This window comes from uncultured Nonlabens sp. (genome assembly GCF_947495285.1).
Lineage (GTDB): Bacteria > Bacteroidota > Bacteroidia > Flavobacteriales > Flavobacteriaceae > Nonlabens.
The window spans coordinates 1-21,682 of record NZ_CANLXZ010000001.1; the positions used below are offsets into that span (position 1 = coordinate 1).

Consider the following 21,682-nt stretch of genomic DNA (forward strand, 5'->3'; position numbering starts at 1 on the left):
CTACTGGTACTCATTTCAAAAGCAACACAAAAAGCTTTTTGTAAACCAAATTTGACCTTATGAAACAATGTGTTTGCCGTTGCACTTTCCACATGATGACATGCGTAGCAGTGATAATTATAACCTGATTTTTCACAGCCTTTTGTGTGCCCACATTTACTGCAAGTAAAGCCATCCTGCCATTTTATTTTTGCTAAATAAGCTTTACAGGCATCATCATTGGGTAGTTCTTTTATAAAGTTTAATATATCTTGACCTTCTATTTGCTGCATATTCAATGTTTTAAAGGCGTTAATATACGGCAATTAAATGACTAACTCAATAAGAATTTTCTTTATTAAAGCTTAAAGGTGATAAATAAAAGGTCAACTATTCGAAAAAGAAAAGCTGCCTAAAATTAATTAAACAGCTTATTTAAATTCACGATGACTCTATTAGTCTCTTTTAGCTCGCGCTTGTATATTTTTAGTAAATGAAATGCCGTCAACGGTTTTGGTAACTTGAATATTATACACTTGATTTATATAAGGATATTGTTTGACTGGAGTTGAAATATTCCAATTTTGTAAAGTAGAGGACGTAGATGGAGGATTTCCATCACCCCAATTCAAACTATATAAAGAGTTAGCTGTACAAGTTCCGTTATTATCGATTGTAAGTCTTATTCTATAATCTCCGTCAAGTTCATATGATAAATTGAAACTATCGCAATCCAAATATGCTGAAGGAGTTGTTATATTTATATTTCTAATTTCTGTTTGCCCTAATTTTCCATTTAAGGCATCAAAATAAATGATATTATATGTGTTTCCTAACGATATTCCATTGGCAATAGAAAATTCCCAATCAATATTTCCATAATAAACGTTTGGCGTACTAGGCAATTGTCGAGTAACAATATCATAATTTAGTTCAATAGGGATGTAAGAATTAGTTTCTTGTTCATAGGCATAGACATTTACAATTGATGGAGTATAGTTAGAACAAAACGTGCATAATAGATCGTCCCAACCTATGTCAAAATTACTGTTTAATTCAATGTTTTGGTTCATAAAAGGGTTTAGAAAGTTACCTTCATATTTGAGCAAAACAGCCGAAGGATAAGAACTTTTGGTTATATTGATACCATCGATACTTTGATTTTTTAAATTGTTATCGGTTGATGTATTATTCAATTCTTTTAATTGATTTTTGAATAAGTTGGCTAATTTAAAATCAGGATTATTTTGCAGTTCTTCGAAAGTTACACCTCCCAAAAGAAGGTCGTCAAAGGTTTTTGCATCGTTCAAAATCGTTTTAACATCCCTATTCGTTTTTTCATTTTGTTCAATTATTTCAGCTGAATCATCGCTACAACTGAAAATAAAGATAAACATAAAGTAAAATAATAAATTCTTGGTAATTCGTTTCATAATATTATGTATAAGTTGGTTATAAACTTAATATTGTTTTCTCTTATTTGATAATTTTTAGAATGAAGTTATTGTTGCCGATATGTTAATTTATGTACTTCTAAAAAGACTGCTCCATCGAGCGGTCTTTTTTTGTTGTATCGGATTTTAATTATTCCGCTTTCGCGAAAGCGGTAACCATAATCATAACAGTAGCATAACATTTAATCTATCGGTATAGCCGATTTTTGCAAGTTGAATAAAATAACACAATGTCAGATATTTATATATACATGCTTATCATCCTTGCTGGACTGGCTATTACCGACCTGGTAGTAGGAGTAAGTAACGATGCTGTTAACTTTTTAAATAGTGCCATAGGTTCTAAAGCGATTAACTTTAAAACCATTATGATTATCGCTAGTATAGGTATAGCCTTTGGGGCGATGTCTTCTAGTGGTATGATGGAGGTTGCTCGTAAAGGTATCTTTGTCCCTGGAGAATTCTTTTTTGATGAGGTCATGATCATCTTTATGGCGGTCATGATTACTGATATTCTACTGCTCGATTTCTTTAATAGTATAGGTTTACCTACTTCTACCACGGTATCTATTGTATTTGAACTACTAGGTGCTGCAGTATGTATGTCTGTAATTAAGATCAATGCAAATGATGCAGAATCACTTCTAGATTTAGGTAAATACATCGCGTCAGATACGGCTATAGAAATTATTCTTGGTATATTACTATCTGTAGTCGTAGCCTTTATTATAGGTGGACTGGTACAGTTCTTTTCTAGATTGCTACTTACCTTTGATTATGAAGGAAGACCTCCTTTTCTTGCAGCACTTTTTGGCGGTGTGTCTCTTACTAGCCTGTTTTACTTTATCATTTTTAAAGGACTTAAAGGAGCAGATCTAGGAGTGGTGACTGAGTTTATAGGTGGTACAGATGTCTATACATTTGTAGGAGTTACCTTTTTATTCTGGACGGCATTTAGTTTTATTTATGTATTCTTAATTAAATGGGACGTTTATAAGCTGATTATTATTCTGGGAACATTTGGTCTAGCCATGGCATTTGCAGGTAATGATCTAGTAAACTTTATAGGTGTGCCTATCGGTGCATATCAAGCATGGGAATTTGCTGAGGGAACTGGTCTTAAAGCTAGTGAAATTAAAATGAGCTTTTTAAGTGGTAAGCTACCTTCTAATAAATTATTACTAGTAGCAGCAGGTTTAATAATGGTGGCAACACTATGGTTTTCTTCAAAAGCGCAAGCGGTTGTAAAAACATCTGTAGATCTAGCGAGACAAGATTCTGGTACAGAACGCTTTAAATCTAACTTTTTAGCTAGAATTTTAGTGCGATATTCTATAGTCGCTGCAGGTGGAGTGCAACGTTTATTACCAGATACTGCGTCACATTTTATTTCTTCTAGATTTGAAAAACTACCTGTGCCTGCGGTGGTACCTAAACATGCAGATAAACCAGCATTTGACTACGTGCGAGCATCTGTAAATTTAATGGTTGCTAGTGTATTAATCTCGATTGCGACATCTTATAAATTACCACTTTCTACTACTTATGTAACTTTTATGGTAGCCATGGGAACATCTCTAGCAGATAGAGCGTGGGGTACAGAAAGTGCGGTGTATAGAATCGCTGGTGTACTTAATGTAATAGGTGGATGGTTTTTTACAGCATTCAGTGCATTTATAGCCGCTGCAGGTTTTGCCTACCTTATTTATTTAGGCGGTATGTATGCGGTGGTAGCTCTAGTTACCGTTGCAGTATTGTTGATTTTACGCAGTTTTATAGGACATAAAAAATCACAACAAGAACAGAAGGTGACAGACCAACTTCAAAAAGCAGAAAGCAAAACCATACAAGGTATCATAGACGAGAGCTCTGTTAATGTAGCCACAGTCTTTAAACGTTCTAAGCGTATCTATAAAAATACACTAGATGGACTTATCGCACAAGATCTTACTATATTAAAAGCTTCTAAAAAGGAAAGTAAAAAGTTAAGTGCCGAGATAGATGACCTACGTAATAATATTTTCTTCTTTATCAAGAACCTTGATGAGAACAACCTAGGAGCCAGTAAATTCTATATAGATGTTTTAGGTAACCTTCAAGACGTATCTCAATCACTAGATTATATTTCTAAAGCGAGTAACACTCACATAAGTAACAATCATAAGAGTCTTAAATTTAATCAGATTAAAGACTTAAAGGAAATCATCTTGCGTATTCATGAAATATTTAATGAAACAGAAGATACGTTTGCTACAAAGGACTTCAGCAATCTAGGAGATATTATCTTAGAACAAAGAGAGCTGATTACTCTAGTGGATGAGAAAATAAACAAGCAGGTAAAACGTACTAAGGATGATGAGGAGTCTCCAAAGAACACCACACTTTATTTCAGTCTATTGTTAGAAACTCGAGACCTGATGAATGAAACTATTCAAATAGCAGAGCAGTATTATCTAGAATATGATGCTTCTAAATCTATATCAGATAATTAGTAAGTCCTATTTACTGAGTATAAAAACCGACTTATTAGAGTCGGTTTTTTTATGTTTAATAATGAGACTCTTTTGAGCCTTTTTAATAGTGTTGTTGTATTCTCGCTTTCGCGAAAGCGGAATAACCCTACCGACTATCCTTTAAATAAAGGCTTATTATTACATTGAGCTTACTACGTTGTTATCTAGTGGTAGTATATGTAAGTATTTAACTATAAGATGTTTAAAGGTTTTCTTTACGCATTAAAAAAGGTGCTTACCTTGCGGTAAACACCTTTTCCTTTATAATTTAATAACTCTTACAGTTATTGATTTATTTTAGTCTAATGTGCTAGCAGATTAAGACTTATTGATTTCAACAAGTTCAGGATTCTTATATCTTAAAATTCTCAATTTTAATCTATGTACTAGGTACAATAAAACTGGGACTATAATTAAGGTTAAGAACGTAGCAAATAATAATCCGAAGATTACGGTCCATGCAAGTGGTCCCCAAAAGATGACATTATCTCCACCCATGTAAATTTTTGCGTCTGCCTCACTAAAAAGGCTGAAGAAATCTATGTTAAAACCTATTGCTAGTGGTATAAGACCTAGTACGGTAGTAATGGCTGTAAGTAATACAGGACGTAAACGTGCTTTACCTGCTTGTACTATCGCATTATAAGAGTCTTCTTTGCTTATAAGGTACTTATCATCTTCTATACCTAGCTCTTCTCTTTTACGTAGTTTTAAGATATCTACATAATCGATAAGCACCACACTGTTATTTACAACAATACCTGCTAGAGATATAATCCCCATCATGGTCATCATAATAACAAATGGCCATCCTGTAACCATGAGACCTAAGAATACACCTATGAAACTAAGGAATATAGAAATCATGATAATAGTAGGTTTTGAAATACCACCGAACTGGAATATTAAAATAAAGAAGATCAATGCTAGACCTACCATAAGTGCAGTCATTAAGAACGCTTGCTGCTTATTTTGTTCTTCTAACTGTCCTGTGTAATCTATTTTAATAGTGTCAGATAAACCCTCAAAATCTAACATCTCGTTTTGGATTTGTGCAACTGCTGCTCCTGCGTCACTGAATCCAGGTTTTAAAGCACTATAAATGGTAACAACTCGCTTGTTATTTTTATGTTTAATGGCACTAAATCCAGATACATTTTCTTGCGTTGTAACAGCGTTTACTGGTATTTCTAGAACCTGAGCAGTGGTCATATCTCTATAGGTTATGCGCTGATTAAATAGGGAACTGCGGTCATATCGATTCTCTTCATTAAAACGCACGTAGATATCATAATCCTCACCGTCCTTTTTATAAACACCTGCTTTCTCTCCAAAAATAGATCTACGTAACTGCATACCTACCTGACTGGCGCTTATACCTAATTCTCCTGCTTTTTCACGATCTACTTTTACTTGTACCGCAGGCTTGCTCTTATTTACGTCTATCTTAAGCTCGTCTACGGGAGCTATGTTTTTTTCATTTAAGAATTTCACCATACGCTCTGCGGTGACAATTAGTTCTTCATAATCATCACCTTGTAGTTCTACGTTTATAGGATATCCGGCTGGTGGCCCTGCTGCATCTTTTTCTACACTTATCGCAATACCAGGGAATTTACCTTGTATAGCTTCTTGAATCTTTTTACGTAAAATCTCACTATCTGCACCATTGCGGTATTTGTATTCTCGCATGGATGCAGTTATTTTACCCTTGTTAGGCATCTCTGCACTACTACCACCATCAGTTTGAGGGTTTCCAGCACCTTCACCTACTTGCGAGACGGCACTTTCTACTAAGAAGTTCTCACCATCTTCTATATACATCTCTTCATTAATCACATCATAAACGATGTTCTCAATATCTTGGGTTGTTCTATTAGTTTTGGCAATAGATGTACCTTGAGGATATTCTATGTAAACCATAATCTGGTTAGGTTTATTTTCTGGGAAGAACTCTACCTTAGTACGGCCAGTACCTACAGACCAGCCGAAATACATGAACAGCACGCCAAAAAACATAACTACCATTCCAGCAGTAAAGAAATATGGTTTCTTACCTCTTAAGGCAAATCTTAAAAAACGTTCATAGATATTATCTAGCCATTTTAATATGCTACGTTGAAAGAATAGTGTCGATTTTTTAATAAAATATTTATATAGCCATAGTAGAATAACGGTTACTACCATTACAGATCCTAGGCCTCTCAAAGCACCACCAAAAAGTAAAATAAGCAAACCTATTCCACCCATTACAGCTGTGATAAGTAACAGTTTTTTTACCGGTATTACTTTCTCGTCTATACTCATATATTTTGAAACTAACATAGAGTTAAAGAGAATAGCAACCACTAGAGAACTACCTAGTACTACAGAAAGCGTGATAGGGAAGTACTTCATAAATTCTCCCATTACACCAGGCCATAAACCTATAGGTACAAAGGCGGCTACCGTGGTAAGAGTAGATATAATAATGGGTACGGCTATCTCACCGATTCCTATTTTTGCCGCTTTAATGCGCGACATACCTTCTTCGTCCATTAAACGATAGACGTTTTCTACTACAACTATACCGTTATCAACCAGCATTCCCAGTCCCATAATCATGGCAAAAAGAATCATCGTGTTTAATGTATAACCTAATAAATTTAGGATAATAAAACTCATTAACATAGACATAGGAATAGCAAACCCAACAAAAAGAGCGTTTCTAAAGCCTAAGAAAAACATCAAAACCGTTACCACTAGAATAACACCAAAAATGATGTTGTTTACTAGATCATCCACTTTATTAAGAGTACGGTTTGCACCATCATTAGTGATCGTAATTTCTATATTTTCAGGAATTCTCCCGTTTTCTTGAGACGCTTTTACTATCTCTCTAATACTTTCTGAAGCGGTAATCATGTTCTTACCAGATGACTTCTTGATATCTATCATGACGACAGCATCTCCAGATTCTCTAGCGTAGGTAGTTTTATCTTCTTCTTTAAAGCTTACCTCAGCAATATCTTTGAGATATATAGGTCCGTTTTCATTTTTAACAACAAAACGTTTTAATTGATCTGGTTGTGTAATTTCACCTAAGATTCTAATAGTACGTCTTTGATTTTCTGTTTTAATGTTACCAGCACTCATAGTAGCGTTCCCACCACGTACTGCATTAATAACGTTATCAAAACTTACCTTTGCAGCAGTCATTTTATAAATGTCTACTGCAACTTCTACCTCTAACTCTTGTGCACCCCTTATACTTGCTTCCTTAATTTCTTGTAGACTTTCTATCTCGTCTTCTAAATATTCAGCAAATACTTTAAGTTCTCTAACCGTATAATCACCACGCAGGTTAATATTCATGATAGGTACCTCTTCACTCATTTTGAGGTCAAATACATTAGGTTCAATCTTAGCACCATTAAAGGTAGGCCAGTCTTCATTTGACGTTTCTACATCTAGCTCATCTTTAACCTTCTGTTTTGCCGCCTCTACAGTAATACTACTGCCTAATAGAGATCCTTCTTCAAATTCTACAGTTATGATAGAATAGTCTTCTTGAGATGTAGAAAGAACCTCTGCAACACCAGATATATTCTTTAATCTGTCTTCTAGTGGATCTGTTATTAATCTTTCTATATCTTCGGCAGTGTTACCAGGGTAAACACTAGAGATATAAATTTTAGTTTCTTTAACCTCTGGAAAATCCTCTCGAGGCATAGAAAAATACCCCTGAACTCCTAGAACCAGTACAAGACCTATAAGAATCCATATTACCGTAGGGTTATTGATCGCCCATGAGGAGAATCCAAACTCTTTTTCACTTTTCTTTCCCATGACTTAGGCTTTTTTTATTCTTATTTGTTGGTCTTCTTTTACACTACGTGCACCTTCAATTATAATTTTATCTCCTTTTTCCAGACCGCTCGTAATCTCTATCATATTTGCGCTAGGTTTACCTGTGGTAATAAGTCTTCTTTTTGCAACAGCCGTATTGTATGTATCACCATCTTTTAAGTCTGCGGCTATCATGATGTATTGATCTCCATTTTGATTTTCACTTATAACTGCAAGAGGTATTAGAATAGCGTCATTATTTGTGTAGTCATTAATCTTTAATCTAGCAGTTAGATTAGGTTTGATATTACCCTCTTTATTATCTACAGGGATTTCAATTTTAAAAGATCGGTTAGAAGGATTTATAAAAGAGCTGGTCTGGCGTACTTTGCTATTAACCTTCTTACCTAACATAGGGAATTCTACCATTACCTCAGTTCCTTTTTGAATAGAAGAGATGTAGTTTTCTGGCACTTCTACATCGATATACATGTCTTTAAGGTTCACAATTCTAATGAGCGGTGTCATTCCTGGAGATACTGTGTTACCTTGCTCTGTGATCACGTCGTCAATTATCCCTGAGAATGGAGCTGTTATTATCGTTTTAGCTAGTTTTTGTTGCATGGATCTAATCGCATTTTGTTGAGATTCATATCCAGCCTTTGCTTGTAAATATTGAATTTCAGAGCCTATCTTTTGATTCCATAGTCTTTCCTGACGTTCATAGGTAGTTTTAGCCAGTTGTGCTTGTACTTTCATTTGCTCAATATTTTGAGCAATACCACCATCATCTATTCTAGCTAGGCGCTGTCCCTTAGAAACACGCTCTCCTTCTTTTACATAAACGTTAGTTAATATACCACCCATCTCTGGCATTAAAGTGATGTTTTGTTTAGTATCTACATTACCTTGTAATTCTATGTAGTGATTGTACAAAGTATCTTTAATAGTTGCTATACTTACTAGAGCACCATCTTTCTTAACTATTTTTTTATCTAGATATTTTTCAATGGCTTTAATCTCAGACTCTAGTTCTTTTTTTTCATTAAGTAACTCTGTTTTCTTTTGAGAGATAACCTTTGTGTCTCCAGCAGCGATCAACTCGTCTATGGTGGGTTCTTTATCACCACATGAGGTGAGAATAAAAAGGCCTATAAATAGTATGCTTAATTTTTTCATGATATATAATTCTGTGTGGTGGTTTTATTTTTGTGTAGTAAATTCTGGTGTATTGAGAATAGTCTCAAGATTTGCTTTTTCTTTGATTACATCATACATACTTTGTAGATAAGTAGTTTGTGTACTATAAAGTTGAGTTTGCGCCTGTCTTAAGTCAAAGCTAGTGGCAAGACCTTCTCTAAATTTGATTAAGTTCTTATTCTCAATACGCTCTGCGAGTCTTAAATTATCTCTACTAGTGCTATAATTATCTATAGCAATTTGATAATTGTTAAGAGAGGTCTGATAATTTAATCTTATCTCTTCTGTGGTACGATCTAGATCTGTAATGGCCTGTTCCCATGCTATTTTTGCACGAGCTGTTTTTGCCTGTCTTCCTAGCGAACTAAAAATAGGGACAGATAAACTTAAGCCAGCAACAGACTGACCGAACCATGGGTTATCTCCATCAAAAAACACAAAGTCTTCTCCAAAAGATTGAATTCCATAATTCACAAAACCACCTAAAGTAGGTAATGCCTTTGCGCGTTCTAGCTTGTATTCAAGTCTACGCTGTTCGGTAAAATTTATTGCGATTTGAAAATCAGTGTTTTTTTCTAACTCTAACGTGTTTTTATTAATCGCAGGGTCCATATTTTTTAAAGCTAGAGAAGCAAGATCTTCTTCTAGATAAACAGATTTTTGTAAATCAATACCTAAAGCTAGTTTGAGCATGTCCATAGCAATGTCTTCCTGACGTCTTGCACTTTTCAGTTGGTTTTCTAGTTGAGACTTAGTTATTTTTAATTGCTCAACATCTTCTTCTTCGGCCAGACCGTTCTCAAATATTTTTGTAATTTCATTTAAATTTTTAGTCAGAGTCTCTAAATTACGTTCTATAATGTTTATGTTTTCTTGAGTAAGAAGCACACCGCCGTAAGCATTAATTATTCCCTTTCTTACCTCAAGTTTTGTTTTATTATTTGCGTTTTTTGAAAAGTCCAAAAATGTTTTTGATGCTTCTAATGCAACGATATAAGAACCGTCAAAAATTAATTGAGTTAATGTGGCATTAAGTTTTGCACTTTGTCTGGGTGCTGCAGGAAACGCCGTAAAACTTCCTGGTGTTGCACTAGGGTCTATGAATTGTGCTGGTAGCACTAACACTGGCGTCTTAATATTATAGCTGTAATCCACACCTGCATTAACTTGCGGTAATCCAGTTGCAGTAGTTTCCCATTTTTGCTTTAATGCTTTGGCAATATTTCTTTTTGCATTGATAGCTTGGTAGTTGTTTTCCAGTCCATGTGCAATAGCTTGTTCTAGAGTAAACCGGTTAGAATCTATTGTGGTAACTTCTTGTGAGTACGCTTTCGCGAAAGCGAGAACACAAAAAGCCCAAATGTATATCGATCTATAATTCATTTAATCGTGGTTTGTATTAGTTATTTTATTTAAAATTTTACGTCCCAAAGGAGTTACAATTCCTCTGAGGTGGTATTCTAAGTACTGGTCATGTAATGCTGCGGTAGGGTGTTTACTAGTAGGGAAAATGTTTAAATTTTTTATTCCTTGAATACCTACATAGTAAATGCGGGCAATGAAATCTACATCTATGTTATCACGATATAATCCTTTTTTTATACCTCTGGTAACGTTCTTTTTAATGCAATTTTCCATGTGATCAAATTGCACCTCAGTAATTTTTTTATGTACCTCTGGATAGTATTTATGTAGTTGATAGATAGGGGAGCTTTCATCACCCTTTAAATGTTCCATTACATAACGTTTAATGGTATACAGCTCTTCAATCGCATTTTCTGTCTCGCCTTCTATTATATCATCTACACCACTGCATATGTGATTGCACAAGTGTAGAGATGACTCTTCTACCAGTTGTGCTTTTGTTTTAAAGTGCGCATATAGAGTCTTTTTACTCATCCCTAATCTAGAGGCGATCTCATCCATAGTCACACTTTTAAAGCCTAAGGTCAGGAATAGGTCTAGTGAGGTTTCTATTATGTTTATTTTTGTCTCGCTCATTTATTTAATAAAGGGTGCAAAGGTACGTTCTGGAAACTAACGACACTCTAGGAGTTTCCTAAGTTTTGCAATTTTTTAACAAGACAGTTCATATTTCTTATAAAATAGAACTGTTCATAGATTATTTTTACCGCATGAATGAATTAGAACACTTACGAATTACGTTTTTAGATCACCTTAAAAACAGAATAACAGAAAATGAGCCCGCAGGTCTTTATAATCCAGTTCATTATATACTAACTCTAGGAGGTAAAAGAATAAGACCTTTACTAACTATGATGAGTGCAAAAATGTATGGAGCACCAGTTAATGACAGTCTAGACGCTGCGCTAGCGGTAGAGGTGTTTCATAACTTTACATTATTACATGATGACATTATGGACGCTGCAGACCTGAGACGAGGACAGGAAACGGTACATAAAAAATGGAATCTTAATACAGGTATTCTTTCTGGTGATGCTATGTTGATAATGGCTTATCGATTATTTGAAGGCTATGATAAGGAGCAGTTTTTCCAGCTACATAAAGTGTTTTCTAAAACAGCACTAGAGGTGTGTGAAGGACAGCAGTATGATGTAGATTTTGAAACTCGTGACGATGTTACTGTTCCAGAATACTTGCATATGATTAAGTTAAAAACATCTGTTCTAGTGGGTTGTGCTTTGCAAATGGGTGCTATTATAGCTGGAGTTAAAGAAGAAGAGCAACAGCTTATTTATAATTACGGTATTCATTTAGGCCTGGCTTTTCAATTAATGGATGATTATCTAGATGCATTTGGTGATCCGGCAACATTTGGTAAAGAAGTAGGTGGCGATATAAGAGAAAATAAAAAAACCTATCTGTACCTGCGTAGTATAGAAAATGAAGATTGTGTTGGAGAATTAAAAGAATGGTTTGCTATCGATCAAGAAAAATTAAATGAAGATCAAATAGAAGAAAAGAAAGAAACTGTAAAGGTGTTTTTTGAAACAAGTGGTGGCGCTGCAGCAACCCTAGACGCTATTAAATTTTATACTAATGAGGCGCTTTGCATTATAGAAACACTTTCTATAAGTGATGAGAGTAAAAACGAACTCAAGAAATTCTCTAAGGATTTGATGGGCCGTGTGAGTTAGAAGAAAAAAATCTACATCATATGGTCGGTTTTAAAAATAAAAGGGTGGGTTTTACTCCACCTTTTTTTAATGTCTACTCATTCATTTTATGGTATCAAAGCTTTTAAATCATCTAATGTATTTGCTTCTTTCATAGGTTTATCATGTCTCCATCTCACTATTCTAGGAAAACGCGTTGCGACACCAGATTTGTGTCTTTTACTAGGAGCAATACCTTCAAAAGCGATTTCAAAAACATGATGCGGTGTTACTGATCGCACTGGGCCGAATCGCTCTAAGGTGTTTTTTTTAATCCACGCATCTATTTTTCTAAATTCAGTATCAGTTAGTCCAGAGTAGGCCTTTGCAAATGTTACCAGCTCTCCATCTTGCCATAATCCAAATGTGTAGTCTGTAAATAAATTTGCCCTTCTACCATGGCCGCGCATGGCATAGGTGAGAACAGCATCTATAGAAAAAGGATCTGTTTTCCATTTCCACCAGTCGCCTTTTTTACGTCCTACTAGATAAGGACTATCTTTTCTTTTAATCATCAACCCTTCAGATCTTTTCTCTCTTGCGAGATCTCGCTCTATAGCCATATCTTCCCAAGAGTCAAAATTCATAGTTTCTGATAGAAGTAAAGGTGTCTTATCTTTTTGTAATAATTTTTCTTCTTTTTTGTTGAGGTCTAGAACGAACTTATCGAGCAGGGATCTTCTCTCTATAAAAGGCATTTCTCTTAAATCTTTTCCTTGCCATTCTAATAAATCATAAGCTACAATAACCACAGGGACATCATTCAATAGTTTTTTACCGACGGTTTTGCGACCTATCCTGGTCTGTAAATCGTTAAAATTCATAATAACGCCATCTTTAAATGGTAGTATCTCTCCATCGATCACCGTACCATTAGGAATTACATCAATAAATTTCTGAAACTCTGGGTATTTATCGGTTACTAATTCTTCACCACGCGACCATACAAATAGCTCATTTGCACGTATGATAGTTTGCGATCTTATACCATCCCATTTATGCTCTGCACTCCATTTATTTACGTCACCTAGATCGCTTACTTCACCTTCTATAGCATATGCAAGATAAAAAGGATACGGTTTACCACGCATAGCAACTTCATTCTCTTCAAAAATAAGTTTATGAAAAGTCGTGTTTTCTCCTGTCCAGCTACCCATAAGTTTATGAGCAAGAATATCTTTATCTATTCCAGTGGCATTAGCTAGCGCTCTGGTCATTAACTTTTGAGAAACCCCTATTCTAAAACCGCCAGTGAGAATTTTATTGAACACAAAACGCTCGTAATAGTTAAGTTGCAACCAGTTATTCTGTAGATATTCTCTTTTCTCTTCTTCGTCCTTAGATTTTAAGTCTATGATCTCTGCTATTATTTGAGATAGACTTTTATCACTAGACTCATTTGCAGTAGGGAGAATTAGAGCGATGGTTTCTGCTAGATCACCTACTATGTGATAGCTTTCTTCAAAGAGCCACATGGGGATACCGCTTATTTGTGTCGCCCACTCTCTCATTAAAGTTGTGTTTACAGGGCGTTTGGGTCTTCTATGCGATAGAATGGCGATGGTCCATAATTTATCCTCGTCGCTGGCGATCTTAAAATACTCGGTAAGCGCTGCGACTTTAAGATTAGTTTTATTAGTACCATCTATGGTTCTTATAAGTTCTGCAAACTGCTTCATGATTCTGTACTTGAATTAGAAGATAGGGGAGAATCTGTTATTTCTTTCTTAGCTAAGTTTTGTGTCGTGTCCTTTGTGTTGTTCTCTTCACTTGTATTTAATTCGGCATTTTCTCCTTCATATTGTGTACGCTCACTTATTGCATTTAATCCTTTTTCTTCTCTTAAAAACCGCGCAAAAATATCTTGATATCCATGAGTGGTTATTACGTTTTCACAATTTGTTGCTTCTATACTATTGAGTAAGCCATCCCAATCACAGTGATCAGAGAGTACAAAACCTTTATCAATGGCTCTTCTACGACGTGCCCCTCTAAAAGTCATCCATCCACTAGCGCTAGCAGTAACATAAGGCACCATTTTTTTCATCCATGCACTACCATGGGCACTAGGTGGAGCGATAACTATATTGCCGGCAATTTCTTCTTTGGTAGTTTCTCTAGTTATTAAGTGCGTAGGAGGAAAGCTGATTTGCTCTCTTAATACCTCGGTCATTTTAAATACGGCACCGTGACAGTAAATTTTCATTTGTGAGGTATCTAGATGTTTTATAATACGTTGTGCTTTACCTAGTGAGTAGGCAAATAGAATGGAGGTTTTCTTTTCTACATGATTTTGTGCGCACCATACATTTATATCTTCCATAACCTGTTGTTGTGGTCTCCATTTAAAAGCAGGTAAACCAAATGTGCACTCTGTAATAAAAGTATTACATACTATAGGTTCATAGACTGTAGAAATGCCGTCGTCCTCTGTTTTATAATCTCCAGTAAATACCCAGACTTCTCCTTTATGCTCTACCCTTATTTGAGAAGATCCTGGAATATGGCCGGCGGGATGAAAAGAAAATTTCACATTATTAATAGAAAAACTTTCATTATAAGCTACACCAGATACATTTATGTCACCCAGTCGGTGGCTTATTATAGGGACGTTCTTATATTGAGTAATGTATTTTTTATGACCCCATCTAGAATGGTCTGCATGACCGTGTGTAATTAGCGCCTTTTCTACAGGCTGCCATGGGTCTAGATAAATACCTGCAGGCTTGCAATAGATACCTTTATTGGTAAATTGTAATAATGCTTTACTCATGTTATAAAGTTACATGACATAAGCCTTAATATCGATGGATTAAGAGAAGTTTATAATTAAACTTGATCAGGATCTAGAATTGCTTTTAAGTCTTCTAGAGTTTCTTTGTTGTTAGATTCAAATTCATTTTTAAACCAGTTCATTTGATCGGTAAGCTGGTCTAGTGCCGTAATTATATCATTGTATTTTCTTTGTAAATCTTCAGTAGTTTTAATGCGGTAACCTAAGTAAGATTTATAAATACTTAATCTCGTTTTTAAAACCAGTATGCGAGATAGTATAGTCTGGTCATAAAATGCACCATCCTTAAGCGCTATCATTTTGTCTAGATGCTCTATAAGCTCATTAGTCGTCGTTATGGAATGATCATAATTTTCTAATCCAGTAATTAAATTCTGGTAGTCCACCCATTTAAGAGCTTCTTTTTGTGCCTTGCCTACCAGCGCCATTTTTGTAACACTTAAATTCATAGTAGAATAATCAATTTGATCTTCACTTGTAGGTACATCTGCAGGTTCAGGTTTACAGGCAATTATTAACCAGAAAAATAAAATTGATAAACGCATATATAGATAACGATGAATTGCAAATATGCTAGATTCAACCCATAAACGCAACTTCTGGTTTAAATAATAAATTATCCTTAACCTGTATAGTATTCTCAAGATCCTTTACCATTTGAGTAGCTTGCTCTTTTGTGTAAGAAACGGTTTTGTGCATTGCGTTTCCTGCATCATTAATTCTGTTTTCTTTAGGTTTCTACGGTATTTATAAGATCCTTATGAATGGCTGCCGTTTTTTCTTTGTTACTCTCTTTGTGTGTAGTTAAGGCTGCACTGTAAATATTACAGCAAGTATTGTTTTTTCTGATACTTTTTTAATTTATTGATACAAAATTATAATCGCTTACCATCTCTAGAATCGGCTTCACAAGTGATAAACTGTTAATTAAATAGTGGTATTCATAATTTATTTAAAGGTATGTTGATTTTATGTCTTAAATTTATTTAAACTATTGGTTTATGTGTATTCCGCTTTCGCGAAAGCGAGATATTTATCATAATTAGATAAATTCTAAGAATAGCCTATTTAATGTCTTCTTATCTTTGTGAAAAAATATTCAAATGCCGACTAAAGTATTAGTAATAGGTGCCTGCGGGCAAATAGGTACAGAGCTTACCATGCGATTGAGGGAGATTTATGGAGGTGAGCAGGTGATTGCTAGTGATATACGTGAAGGAACTGATGGGTTAATGTCTTCTGGACCTTTTGAGACGCTAGATGCTATGAATAAAAGCCAGATAGAAGATATATGCCTTTATTATGAAATTAATGAGGTGTATTTAATGGCTGCCATGTTAAGTGCTACGGGAGAGAAATTTCCTAAAAAGGCATGGAGTCTTAATATGGATTCTTTAATGCACGTACTGGATATTGCAAAGGAAGGTAAAGTGGATAAGGTTTTCTGGCCTTCTAGTATTGCTGTTTTCGGACCTAGTACTCCTAAGCAAAATACAGGTCAACATACTATTATGGAGCCTACTACGGTTTATGGTATAAGTAAGCAAACTGGAGAAAGATGGTGTGAATACTATTTTAACAAGTATGGTGTGGATGTAAGGTCTATTAGATACCCTGGTCTTGTTTCCTGGAAAACAGTACCTGGTGGTGGTACTACAGATTATGCAGTAGATATTTTTCATAAAGCTGTTAAAGACGGTTCTTATGATTGTTTTCTTAATCATGATACTCAATTACCTATGATGTACATGGAAGATGCGGTAAGAGCTACTATAGAAATTATGCGTGCTCCCTTAAAGGATATTAAGGAGCGCTCTTCTTATAATTTATCAGGTATGAGTTTTACTCCTGCTTCTATTGCAGAGGAGATAAAGAAGCATCTTCCTGAATTTACTATAGAATATCATCCAGATTTCAGACAAGAAATTGCAGATAGCTGGCCTGGTTCTATAGATGATAGCGCAGCAAGAGATGACTGGAACTGGAAGCATGAGTATGACCTGGATAATATGGTTGTAGAAATGCTGTCTCACCTTAAAAAATTAGAAAGTTCTATATGAGCTATCCTTATATTTGCATTAATTAAATAAAGATTATGTCGTTTTCAAGTTTATTTGAATCTGGTCAAAGTGCCAGAAATAAAAGTCATTTTGCAACTTTGGTAAACCTAGCCCAAGTTTCTGGAATGCGTGAGGAAGAAAAAGTAGTTTTGAATCGGTTTAAGTCGATTCTTGATATCTCTGACGCTAGCTATGATAAGATATTAGAAAATCCTAAAGCTTATCCTGTAACACCTCCTAACACATCAGAGGAGCGTATCCAGTGGTTGCATGATCTTTTTAAAGTAGTTTTTGCTGACCACCATATGGATGAGGCTGAGTATCACCTGTTGAGAAAATACGCTACTGCTTTAGGTTATAATGAGGAGGATGCAGATTATCTAGTAGAGCGTTCTATTCAAATATTTAATGGGCATCTTAATCTTGAAGATTATAGATACCTTTTAAATAAAGATAGATAACTTCCTTTTTTTAAAGGAATTTTTTAACATTAAGCCTTTTATAGATGGTATTTAACAATTCATCATCTTTATAAGGCTTTTTTACTACGTCCTTAAATCCAGCCTTGCGGTAGGCTGCAATGTCTTCTTTGCTTGTGCGTACGGTTAGTGCGATTATAGGAATACTTTTATTCTTATCATTTGCAAATTCTTTAATAATACCTATTAATTCTACAGCATCCATTTGAGAGATACTAGAGGATATTAGAATAAGATCGTATTCATGCTTTTCTACTGCTTCTAAAAGTTCTCTAGGATCTTTATACACTACCGTATCAAAGTTACCTGTACTCACAAGAACTTTTAATGCGGTGTATTGTGTTGTGCTATTCTGGTCTGCGATAAGAACTTTTACTTTATCTGTAAAGTTATACTGTTGTGCTGGTAGTTTTTCTTTGACCGGTATTTCTACATCGTGTAGAGGAAAAGCGACTCTTATATTTATAATTTGCTGTGTGCTGTTGTCTCCTATTTTTTTAATAGAAATACTACCGCCCATTAAGTCTACCAGCTCTCTTACTATAGAAAAAGATAGTCCTTCTGGCTCTATTTTTTCTATATCTTTAAATAAGTGTCTGTTCTCTAAATCTTCTGGGACGAGTCCTTGATGATGCACAACAAATCTTAAACTAGATTTACCAGCTCTTCTATTGTTTTCTAAAATTTCTAATTTAATCTTATTACCGCAATTGTATAACAAAGCATTTTCAATAAGATTACTTATAATTTGTTCTATTCTTCTTTTATCACCTATTAAGTACTCAGGTACGTCTTTTGAAACGCTTACCTCAAAAATATTACTGGAGATACTAATTTTTGAACTAAAATTAAGTTGAATGCTTTCTATTAATTCTAGAAAGGAGAAAGGAGTGTTTTCTATCTGCGGCTTTCCTTTTTTAAGTTGAGATAGTTCTATAATATCGTCCATTAATTTTTTCAGCTTATCGCTTTGTTCATTAACAGCCTCTACTAATTTAGTCTGATCTAGATTCAGTTCTCCTTTAAGTAATAGAGAAGAAAAAGCACTTATTAAAGTAAGTGGACTTCTAACCTCGTGTGCAAAGTTTTGAATAAACTTATTTTTAAACACTTCTTTTTCATGAAGCATTTTATTTTTTAATTCAAGAACTTCATTAAATATAAGGGACTCATTACGTTTTTGTGCGATCTTTTGAATACGATCATAAAAATCTGTGCGATCTTTTAAAATAATAACACCGGTATTATCCTTATTAGTGATTACCTCAATATCATAAGAATGATCGAACATGTTAATACAATCTAATTTTATGTGATCAGATTTGTGATTAAAATAAGTGATAACAGATTCAAAAAAAGGATGAACATCTATGATTTTTGTTCCTTCAGTAAAATTTATTGAATTCTGGTCGGACTTTTTAATTAGACCTTGATCATCAATTTCTATAAATTGTTTTTTTACGGTAGAGTCGTTATTGCTTTTATCTGTTATCATGCGATCAGCATTTTTGCCATTCTTTCAAACAGTCTTTGCACGTTGTTTCCTTCTTTTGCGCTTATGAGTAAGTCTAAGAAGTTCATGTCCTCTTTGGTTTTAGCAATGCTACCTTTGGCAAGTAAATCTGTTTTGTTTCCTACAGCGATTATAGGCACATTACCGAATTGTTCATTCAGGTATGTTTTATGAGCCTCTAGATTCTCATATGTTTTAGGTCTAGTAATATCTGTAACGTAGATAAAGCCGTGAGTACCTAAGAGATATGCTTTTCTTATTTCTTCTATGTCGTCAGTACCTTCTGTATCCCAGATAATAAGGTTTACTAGTTTTTTTTGTATATCTACAGTTTTCTTAAGTATATGCACACCTATAGTAACTTTGTAATCTTCAGAAAAAGTCTCGTCTACAAAACGACGTATAAGAGATGTTTTACCTACGCCAAAACTCCCTACTATAACTATTTTTTTTGATGTCATTTATTTATTCCTCTGTGAATTTGTATGTTTTAAATCGATCTAGTAATAAAGCCTCTAGAGCATCTCTATCGTGTAAGATACTTTTTTTACTTATATCTTCACTAATTTCAAAATTAAAATTTTCTAATTCGTTTTCTAATCTTTCTGTAAATGTCCCACTTACTGCAGATGCAATGTAGAATTTATGAAAACTGTGTAGGTGTATTTCATAGAGATCGTATTCAATAGACTGAAGATCGTGATGGGTTTCTTTAAAGGCATCTTCAACAAATGCTTTGATGGCGGTAAGCATGCCGCTTATCATGTCTTCATCTACAGTTTCTTTAGTCTGGTAGCTACCTAAGAGTATGCCAGACCCTTTTTCTATAACAAATATTTGTTCCACGTGTACTTTGGCCAGAGCACTTATAATCATGTCATTTTCTTTGACGCCACTAAATAGCGCCATAAATTTTCTCTTTATTCCTTTACTAGAAAAAGCTTCTTTGGTAGATTTATCAATGCTTTCTGATAGCATCTTTATCTCATTAGAGATGTATTTTTTTATCATTTTACCCAGTATAGGGTATAATGCTTCTACCACTTCATCCTTTGATTCTTCTATTTGAATCTTAAGACTATTTGCTAGTAAAGGGCCTATTGTTTTAGGAATATTCAGGGTGTATTTTTCTAGCTCTTCTTTTATGATGGGTGTTACTTTTTCAGAAAGTTTCTCTCTCTCTCTAATGGTTTCTTCTAGAATAGAAATTTTATTAGAGATACTTTCAGTAAGCTGTCTATCATCAGTAAGTAAAAGAGTACGTAATAAGTCTAGCTTATCATCCTGATTTATCATTCACCTTTAAGCTTTTATCTTTTTACCTAGCTCAATTAATGCATCACCTAATGTAGAGCGACTGGTTTTATCATCTTCTATGCTCTCCAGTCTATCTTCCAGTTTAGTCTCTAAATCTGTAATGCGAATATTTAAGTCTGTAGATAAACTATCTATGCTTTTATTCAATTCTTCACGAGTGGTTTCTATCATCTCGTTCAGTTCTTGACGTTTATTTAAAAGATCTTTCTTTAAAAGATCAAATTCATAGTCATACTGTTGTATGTTTTCTCCAAAAATGAGATTCTTTATCGCTTCAAGTTTAGAACTGCTATCTATGGCTATGGCTGGTTCTTCTGCTTGTGATTTATTATGGGGCATATGGTTAAAATTAATACGCTAATTTAAGTAAAATTATCGAGGATATTTAGTCATAAATTCCTCTGCTTTGGAAACCATATTTTTACTACCGCAAAAGAATGGGACTCTCTGGTGTAATTCGGTAGGTTTAAGATCTAGAATTCTTTCATGTCCATCGCTTGCACTACCGCCAGCTTGCTCTGTTATAAAAGCCATGGGATTACATTCATAAAGCAATCTTAGTTTTCCTTCTTTTGCTTTGGAGCTTCTAGGGTACATATAGATACCGCCCTTAATCATATTGCGGTGTATATCACTTACTAGACTACCTATATATCTACTGGTATATGGTCTGTCACCTTCTTCGGTCTGGCAGTATTTGATGTAATCTTTAACTCCTTGAGGGAAATGACTGTAGTTACCTTCATTCACACTATAGATATTTCCATTTTCTGGAATAGTTATGTTAGGGTGTGATAGGTAGTAAGTACCTAGTGATGGGTTAAGTGTAAAACCATTAACGCCGTTACCAGTAGTGTAAACTAACATGGTAGAAGTACCATAGATTATATATCCTGCCGCAACCTGCATATTACCAGGTTGTAAAAAATCTTCTAATTGTACTGGTGTTCCTACTGGAGTGATTCTTCTGTAAATGGAAAAAATAGTACCTACAGATACGTTTACATCTATGTTAGAACTACCGTCCAGAGGGTCCATCGCAACTACGTATTTATTACCGTGATCATTGCGCTGTCCTTCAATGGTGATAAAATCATCATTTTCTTCACTAGCGATACCGCAAACTATTTGTCTATTAGTTAGGGTTCTTATAAATGTGTCGTTTGCAAATACGTCTAGTTTTTGCTGGTCTTCACCTTGAGTATTGATTTCTCCAGCGCTACCGGTTATATCTACCAGACCAGCTTTGTTGACCTCATGGTTTACCATTTTTGCAGCAAGCCTTATAGAGTTTATTAGTCTAGAAAGTTCTCCACTACTGTATTGAAAGTCGTTTTGGTTTTCAATTATAAATTCTCCTAAGGATTGATTCTTTGTAGCCATAATTTGATAAGTTGTGCAAATATCT

18 protein-coding genes are annotated in these 21,682 nt (G+C 34.6%); 4 read left to right on the plus strand and 14 right to left on the minus strand.

Annotated elements, in window-relative coordinates; translation table 11 throughout:
• The coding region (locus Q0838_RS00005; protein WP_298949838.1) for a transposase at positions 1-272 on the minus strand (272 nt) is incomplete at its 3' end.
• A gap of 162 nt (positions 273-434) precedes the next feature.
• Complete coding sequence (locus tag Q0838_RS00010) at positions 435-1,412, minus strand: hypothetical protein (protein WP_298949841.1); 978 nt, start codon at positions 1,410-1,412, stop codon at positions 435-437.
• A 251-nt stretch (positions 1,413-1,663) separates the two neighbouring features.
• On the opposite strand from Q0838_RS00010, the gene Q0838_RS00015 reads away from it, so the two are divergent.
• Positions 1,664-3,925, plus strand: a complete 2,262-nt coding sequence (locus tag Q0838_RS00015; RefSeq protein ID WP_298949844.1) for an inorganic phosphate transporter — start codon at positions 1,664-1,666, stop codon at positions 3,923-3,925.
• A 339-nt stretch (positions 3,926-4,264) separates the two neighbouring features.
• On the opposite strand, the gene Q0838_RS00020 is transcribed toward Q0838_RS00015, so the two are convergent.
• The 4 genes from Q0838_RS00020 to Q0838_RS00035 are packed head-to-tail and all read right to left on the minus strand — an operon-like array spanning position 4,265 to position 10,975.
• Positions 4,265-7,774 (minus strand): efflux RND transporter permease subunit, encoded by a 3,510-nt coding sequence (locus Q0838_RS00020; RefSeq protein ID WP_298949846.1) that lies wholly within the window; start codon positions 7,772-7,774, stop codon positions 4,265-4,267.
• 3 nt (positions 7,775-7,777) lie between these two features.
• On the minus strand, positions 7,778-8,953 hold the full coding sequence (locus tag Q0838_RS00025; protein ID WP_298949849.1) for an efflux RND transporter periplasmic adaptor subunit: 1,176 nt from the start codon (positions 8,951-8,953) through the stop codon (positions 7,778-7,780).
• Positions 8,954-8,977: 24 nt separating this feature from the next.
• Positions 8,978-10,357, minus strand: coding sequence for a TolC family protein (locus Q0838_RS00030; protein ID WP_298949852.1), 1,380 nt, complete (start codon positions 10,355-10,357; stop codon positions 8,978-8,980).
• On the minus strand, positions 10,358-10,975 hold the full coding sequence (locus Q0838_RS00035; RefSeq protein WP_298949854.1) for a TetR/AcrR family transcriptional regulator: 618 nt from the start codon (positions 10,973-10,975) through the stop codon (positions 10,358-10,360).
• A gap of 134 nt (positions 10,976-11,109) precedes the next feature.
• On the opposite strand from Q0838_RS00035, the gene Q0838_RS00040 reads away from it, so the two are divergent.
• Positions 11,110-12,093 carry a polyprenyl synthetase family protein gene (locus Q0838_RS00040; RefSeq protein ID WP_298949856.1) on the plus strand — a complete coding sequence of 328 codons (984 nt, stop codon included), beginning with the start codon at positions 11,110-11,112 and terminating at the stop codon, positions 12,091-12,093.
• Positions 12,094-12,179: 86 nt separating this feature from the next.
• Here the strand turns inward: Q0838_RS00040 and Q0838_RS00045 are convergent, their stop codons facing one another.
• Genes Q0838_RS00045 through Q0838_RS00055 form a run of 3 tightly spaced genes read right to left on the minus strand, consistent with a single transcriptional unit; the run spans position 12,180 to position 15,450 of the window.
• Positions 12,180-13,790, minus strand: coding sequence for an ATP-dependent DNA ligase (locus Q0838_RS00045; protein ID WP_298949859.1), 1,611 nt, complete (start codon positions 13,788-13,790; stop codon positions 12,180-12,182).
• Positions 13,787-14,884 carry a ligase-associated DNA damage response exonuclease gene (locus Q0838_RS00050; RefSeq protein WP_298949862.1) on the minus strand — a complete coding sequence of 366 codons (1,098 nt, stop codon included), beginning with the start codon at positions 14,882-14,884 and terminating at the stop codon, positions 13,787-13,789. The genes Q0838_RS00045 and Q0838_RS00050 overlap by 4 nt, the downstream gene beginning before the upstream one ends.
• Before the next feature lie 56 nt (positions 14,885-14,940).
• Positions 14,941-15,450, minus strand: coding sequence for a hypothetical protein (locus Q0838_RS00055; protein ID WP_298949865.1), 510 nt, complete (start codon positions 15,448-15,450; stop codon positions 14,941-14,943).
• Between the two features lie 558 nt (positions 15,451-16,008).
• On the opposite strand from Q0838_RS00055, the gene Q0838_RS00060 reads away from it, so the two are divergent.
• Both Q0838_RS00060 and Q0838_RS00065 read left to right on the plus strand, forming a co-directional pair.
• The gene (locus Q0838_RS00060) at positions 16,009-16,965 is read left to right on the plus strand and encodes an NAD-dependent epimerase/dehydratase family protein (protein WP_298949867.1); all 957 of its coding nucleotides are present in this window, start codon (positions 16,009-16,011) and stop codon (positions 16,963-16,965) included.
• A gap of 35 nt (positions 16,966-17,000) precedes the next feature.
• Positions 17,001-17,426, plus strand: a complete 426-nt coding sequence (locus Q0838_RS00065) for a TerB family tellurite resistance protein (protein WP_298949870.1) — start codon at positions 17,001-17,003, stop codon at positions 17,424-17,426.
• A 10-nt stretch (positions 17,427-17,436) separates the two neighbouring features.
• Here the strand turns inward: Q0838_RS00065 and Q0838_RS00070 are convergent, their stop codons facing one another.
• Genes Q0838_RS00070 through fbp form a run of 5 tightly spaced genes read right to left on the minus strand, consistent with a single transcriptional unit; the run spans position 17,437 to position 21,657 of the window.
• On the minus strand, positions 17,437-18,939 hold the full coding sequence (locus Q0838_RS00070; protein ID WP_298949874.1) for a hybrid sensor histidine kinase/response regulator: 1,503 nt from the start codon (positions 18,937-18,939) through the stop codon (positions 17,437-17,439).
• A complete protein-coding gene (locus Q0838_RS00075) occupies positions 18,936-19,418 on the minus strand; it encodes a Rab family GTPase (RefSeq protein ID WP_298949879.1) in 483 nt (160 codons plus the stop codon). The genes Q0838_RS00070 and Q0838_RS00075 overlap by 4 nt, the downstream gene beginning before the upstream one ends.
• Positions 19,419-19,422: 4 nt before the next feature.
• Entirely contained in the window at positions 19,423-20,253 is an 831-nt protein-coding gene (locus tag Q0838_RS00080; RefSeq protein WP_298949882.1) for a cell envelope biogenesis protein OmpA, read from the minus strand.
• A gap of 6 nt (positions 20,254-20,259) precedes the next feature.
• Positions 20,260-20,613: a fructose 1,6-bisphosphatase gene (locus Q0838_RS00085; protein WP_298949885.1), complete on the minus strand. Its 354-nt coding sequence runs from the start codon at positions 20,611-20,613 to the stop codon at positions 20,260-20,262.
• 33 nt (positions 20,614-20,646) lie between these two features.
• A complete protein-coding gene (gene fbp, locus Q0838_RS00090; protein ID WP_298949887.1) occupies positions 20,647-21,657 on the minus strand; it encodes a class 1 fructose-bisphosphatase in 1,011 nt (336 codons plus the stop codon).
• Positions 21,658-21,682 lie beyond the last annotated feature (25 nt).

Excerpts from the sequence above, each read along its gene's own strand:
- Q0838_RS00010 (WP_298949841.1), bottom strand. The coding sequence starts at position 1,412 with ATGAAACGAATTACCAAGAATTTATTATTTTACTTTATGTTTATCTTT.
- Q0838_RS00015 (WP_298949844.1), top strand. The coding sequence starts at position 1,664 with ATGTCAGATATTTATATATACATGCTTATCATCCTTGCTGGACTGGCT.
- Q0838_RS00020 (WP_298949846.1), bottom strand. The coding sequence starts at position 7,774 with ATGGGAAAGAAAAGTGAAAAAGAGTTTGGATTCTCCTCATGGGCGATC.
- Q0838_RS00025 (WP_298949849.1), bottom strand. The coding sequence starts at position 8,953 with ATGAAAAAATTAAGCATACTATTTATAGGCCTTTTTATTCTCACCTCA.
- Q0838_RS00030 (WP_298949852.1), bottom strand. The coding sequence starts at position 10,357 with ATGAATTATAGATCGATATACATTTGGGCTTTTTGTGTTCTCGCTTTC.
- Q0838_RS00035 (WP_298949854.1), bottom strand. The coding sequence starts at position 10,975 with ATGAGCGAGACAAAAATAAACATAATAGAAACCTCACTAGACCTATTC.
- Q0838_RS00040 (WP_298949856.1), top strand. The coding sequence starts at position 11,110 with ATGAATGAATTAGAACACTTACGAATTACGTTTTTAGATCACCTTAAA.
- Q0838_RS00045 (WP_298949859.1), bottom strand. The coding sequence starts at position 13,790 with ATGAAGCAGTTTGCAGAACTTATAAGAACCATAGATGGTACTAATAAA.
- Q0838_RS00050 (WP_298949862.1), bottom strand. The coding sequence starts at position 14,884 with ATGAGTAAAGCATTATTACAATTTACCAATAAAGGTATCTATTGCAAG.
- Q0838_RS00055 (WP_298949865.1), bottom strand. The coding sequence starts at position 15,450 with ATGCGTTTATCAATTTTATTTTTCTGGTTAATAATTGCCTGTAAACCT.
- Q0838_RS00060 (WP_298949867.1), top strand. The coding sequence starts at position 16,009 with ATGCCGACTAAAGTATTAGTAATAGGTGCCTGCGGGCAAATAGGTACA.
- Q0838_RS00065 (WP_298949870.1), top strand. The coding sequence starts at position 17,001 with ATGTCGTTTTCAAGTTTATTTGAATCTGGTCAAAGTGCCAGAAATAAA.
- Q0838_RS00070 (WP_298949874.1), bottom strand. The coding sequence starts at position 18,939 with ATGATAACAGATAAAAGCAATAACGACTCTACCGTAAAAAAACAATTT.
- Q0838_RS00075 (WP_298949879.1), bottom strand. The coding sequence starts at position 19,418 with ATGACATCAAAAAAAATAGTTATAGTAGGGAGTTTTGGCGTAGGTAAA.
- Q0838_RS00080 (WP_298949882.1), bottom strand. The coding sequence starts at position 20,253 with ATGATAAATCAGGATGATAAGCTAGACTTATTACGTACTCTTTTACTT.
- Q0838_RS00085 (WP_298949885.1), bottom strand. The coding sequence starts at position 20,613 with ATGCCCCATAATAAATCACAAGCAGAAGAACCAGCCATAGCCATAGAT.
- fbp (WP_298949887.1), bottom strand. The coding sequence starts at position 21,657 with ATGGCTACAAAGAATCAATCCTTAGGAGAATTTATAATTGAAAACCAA.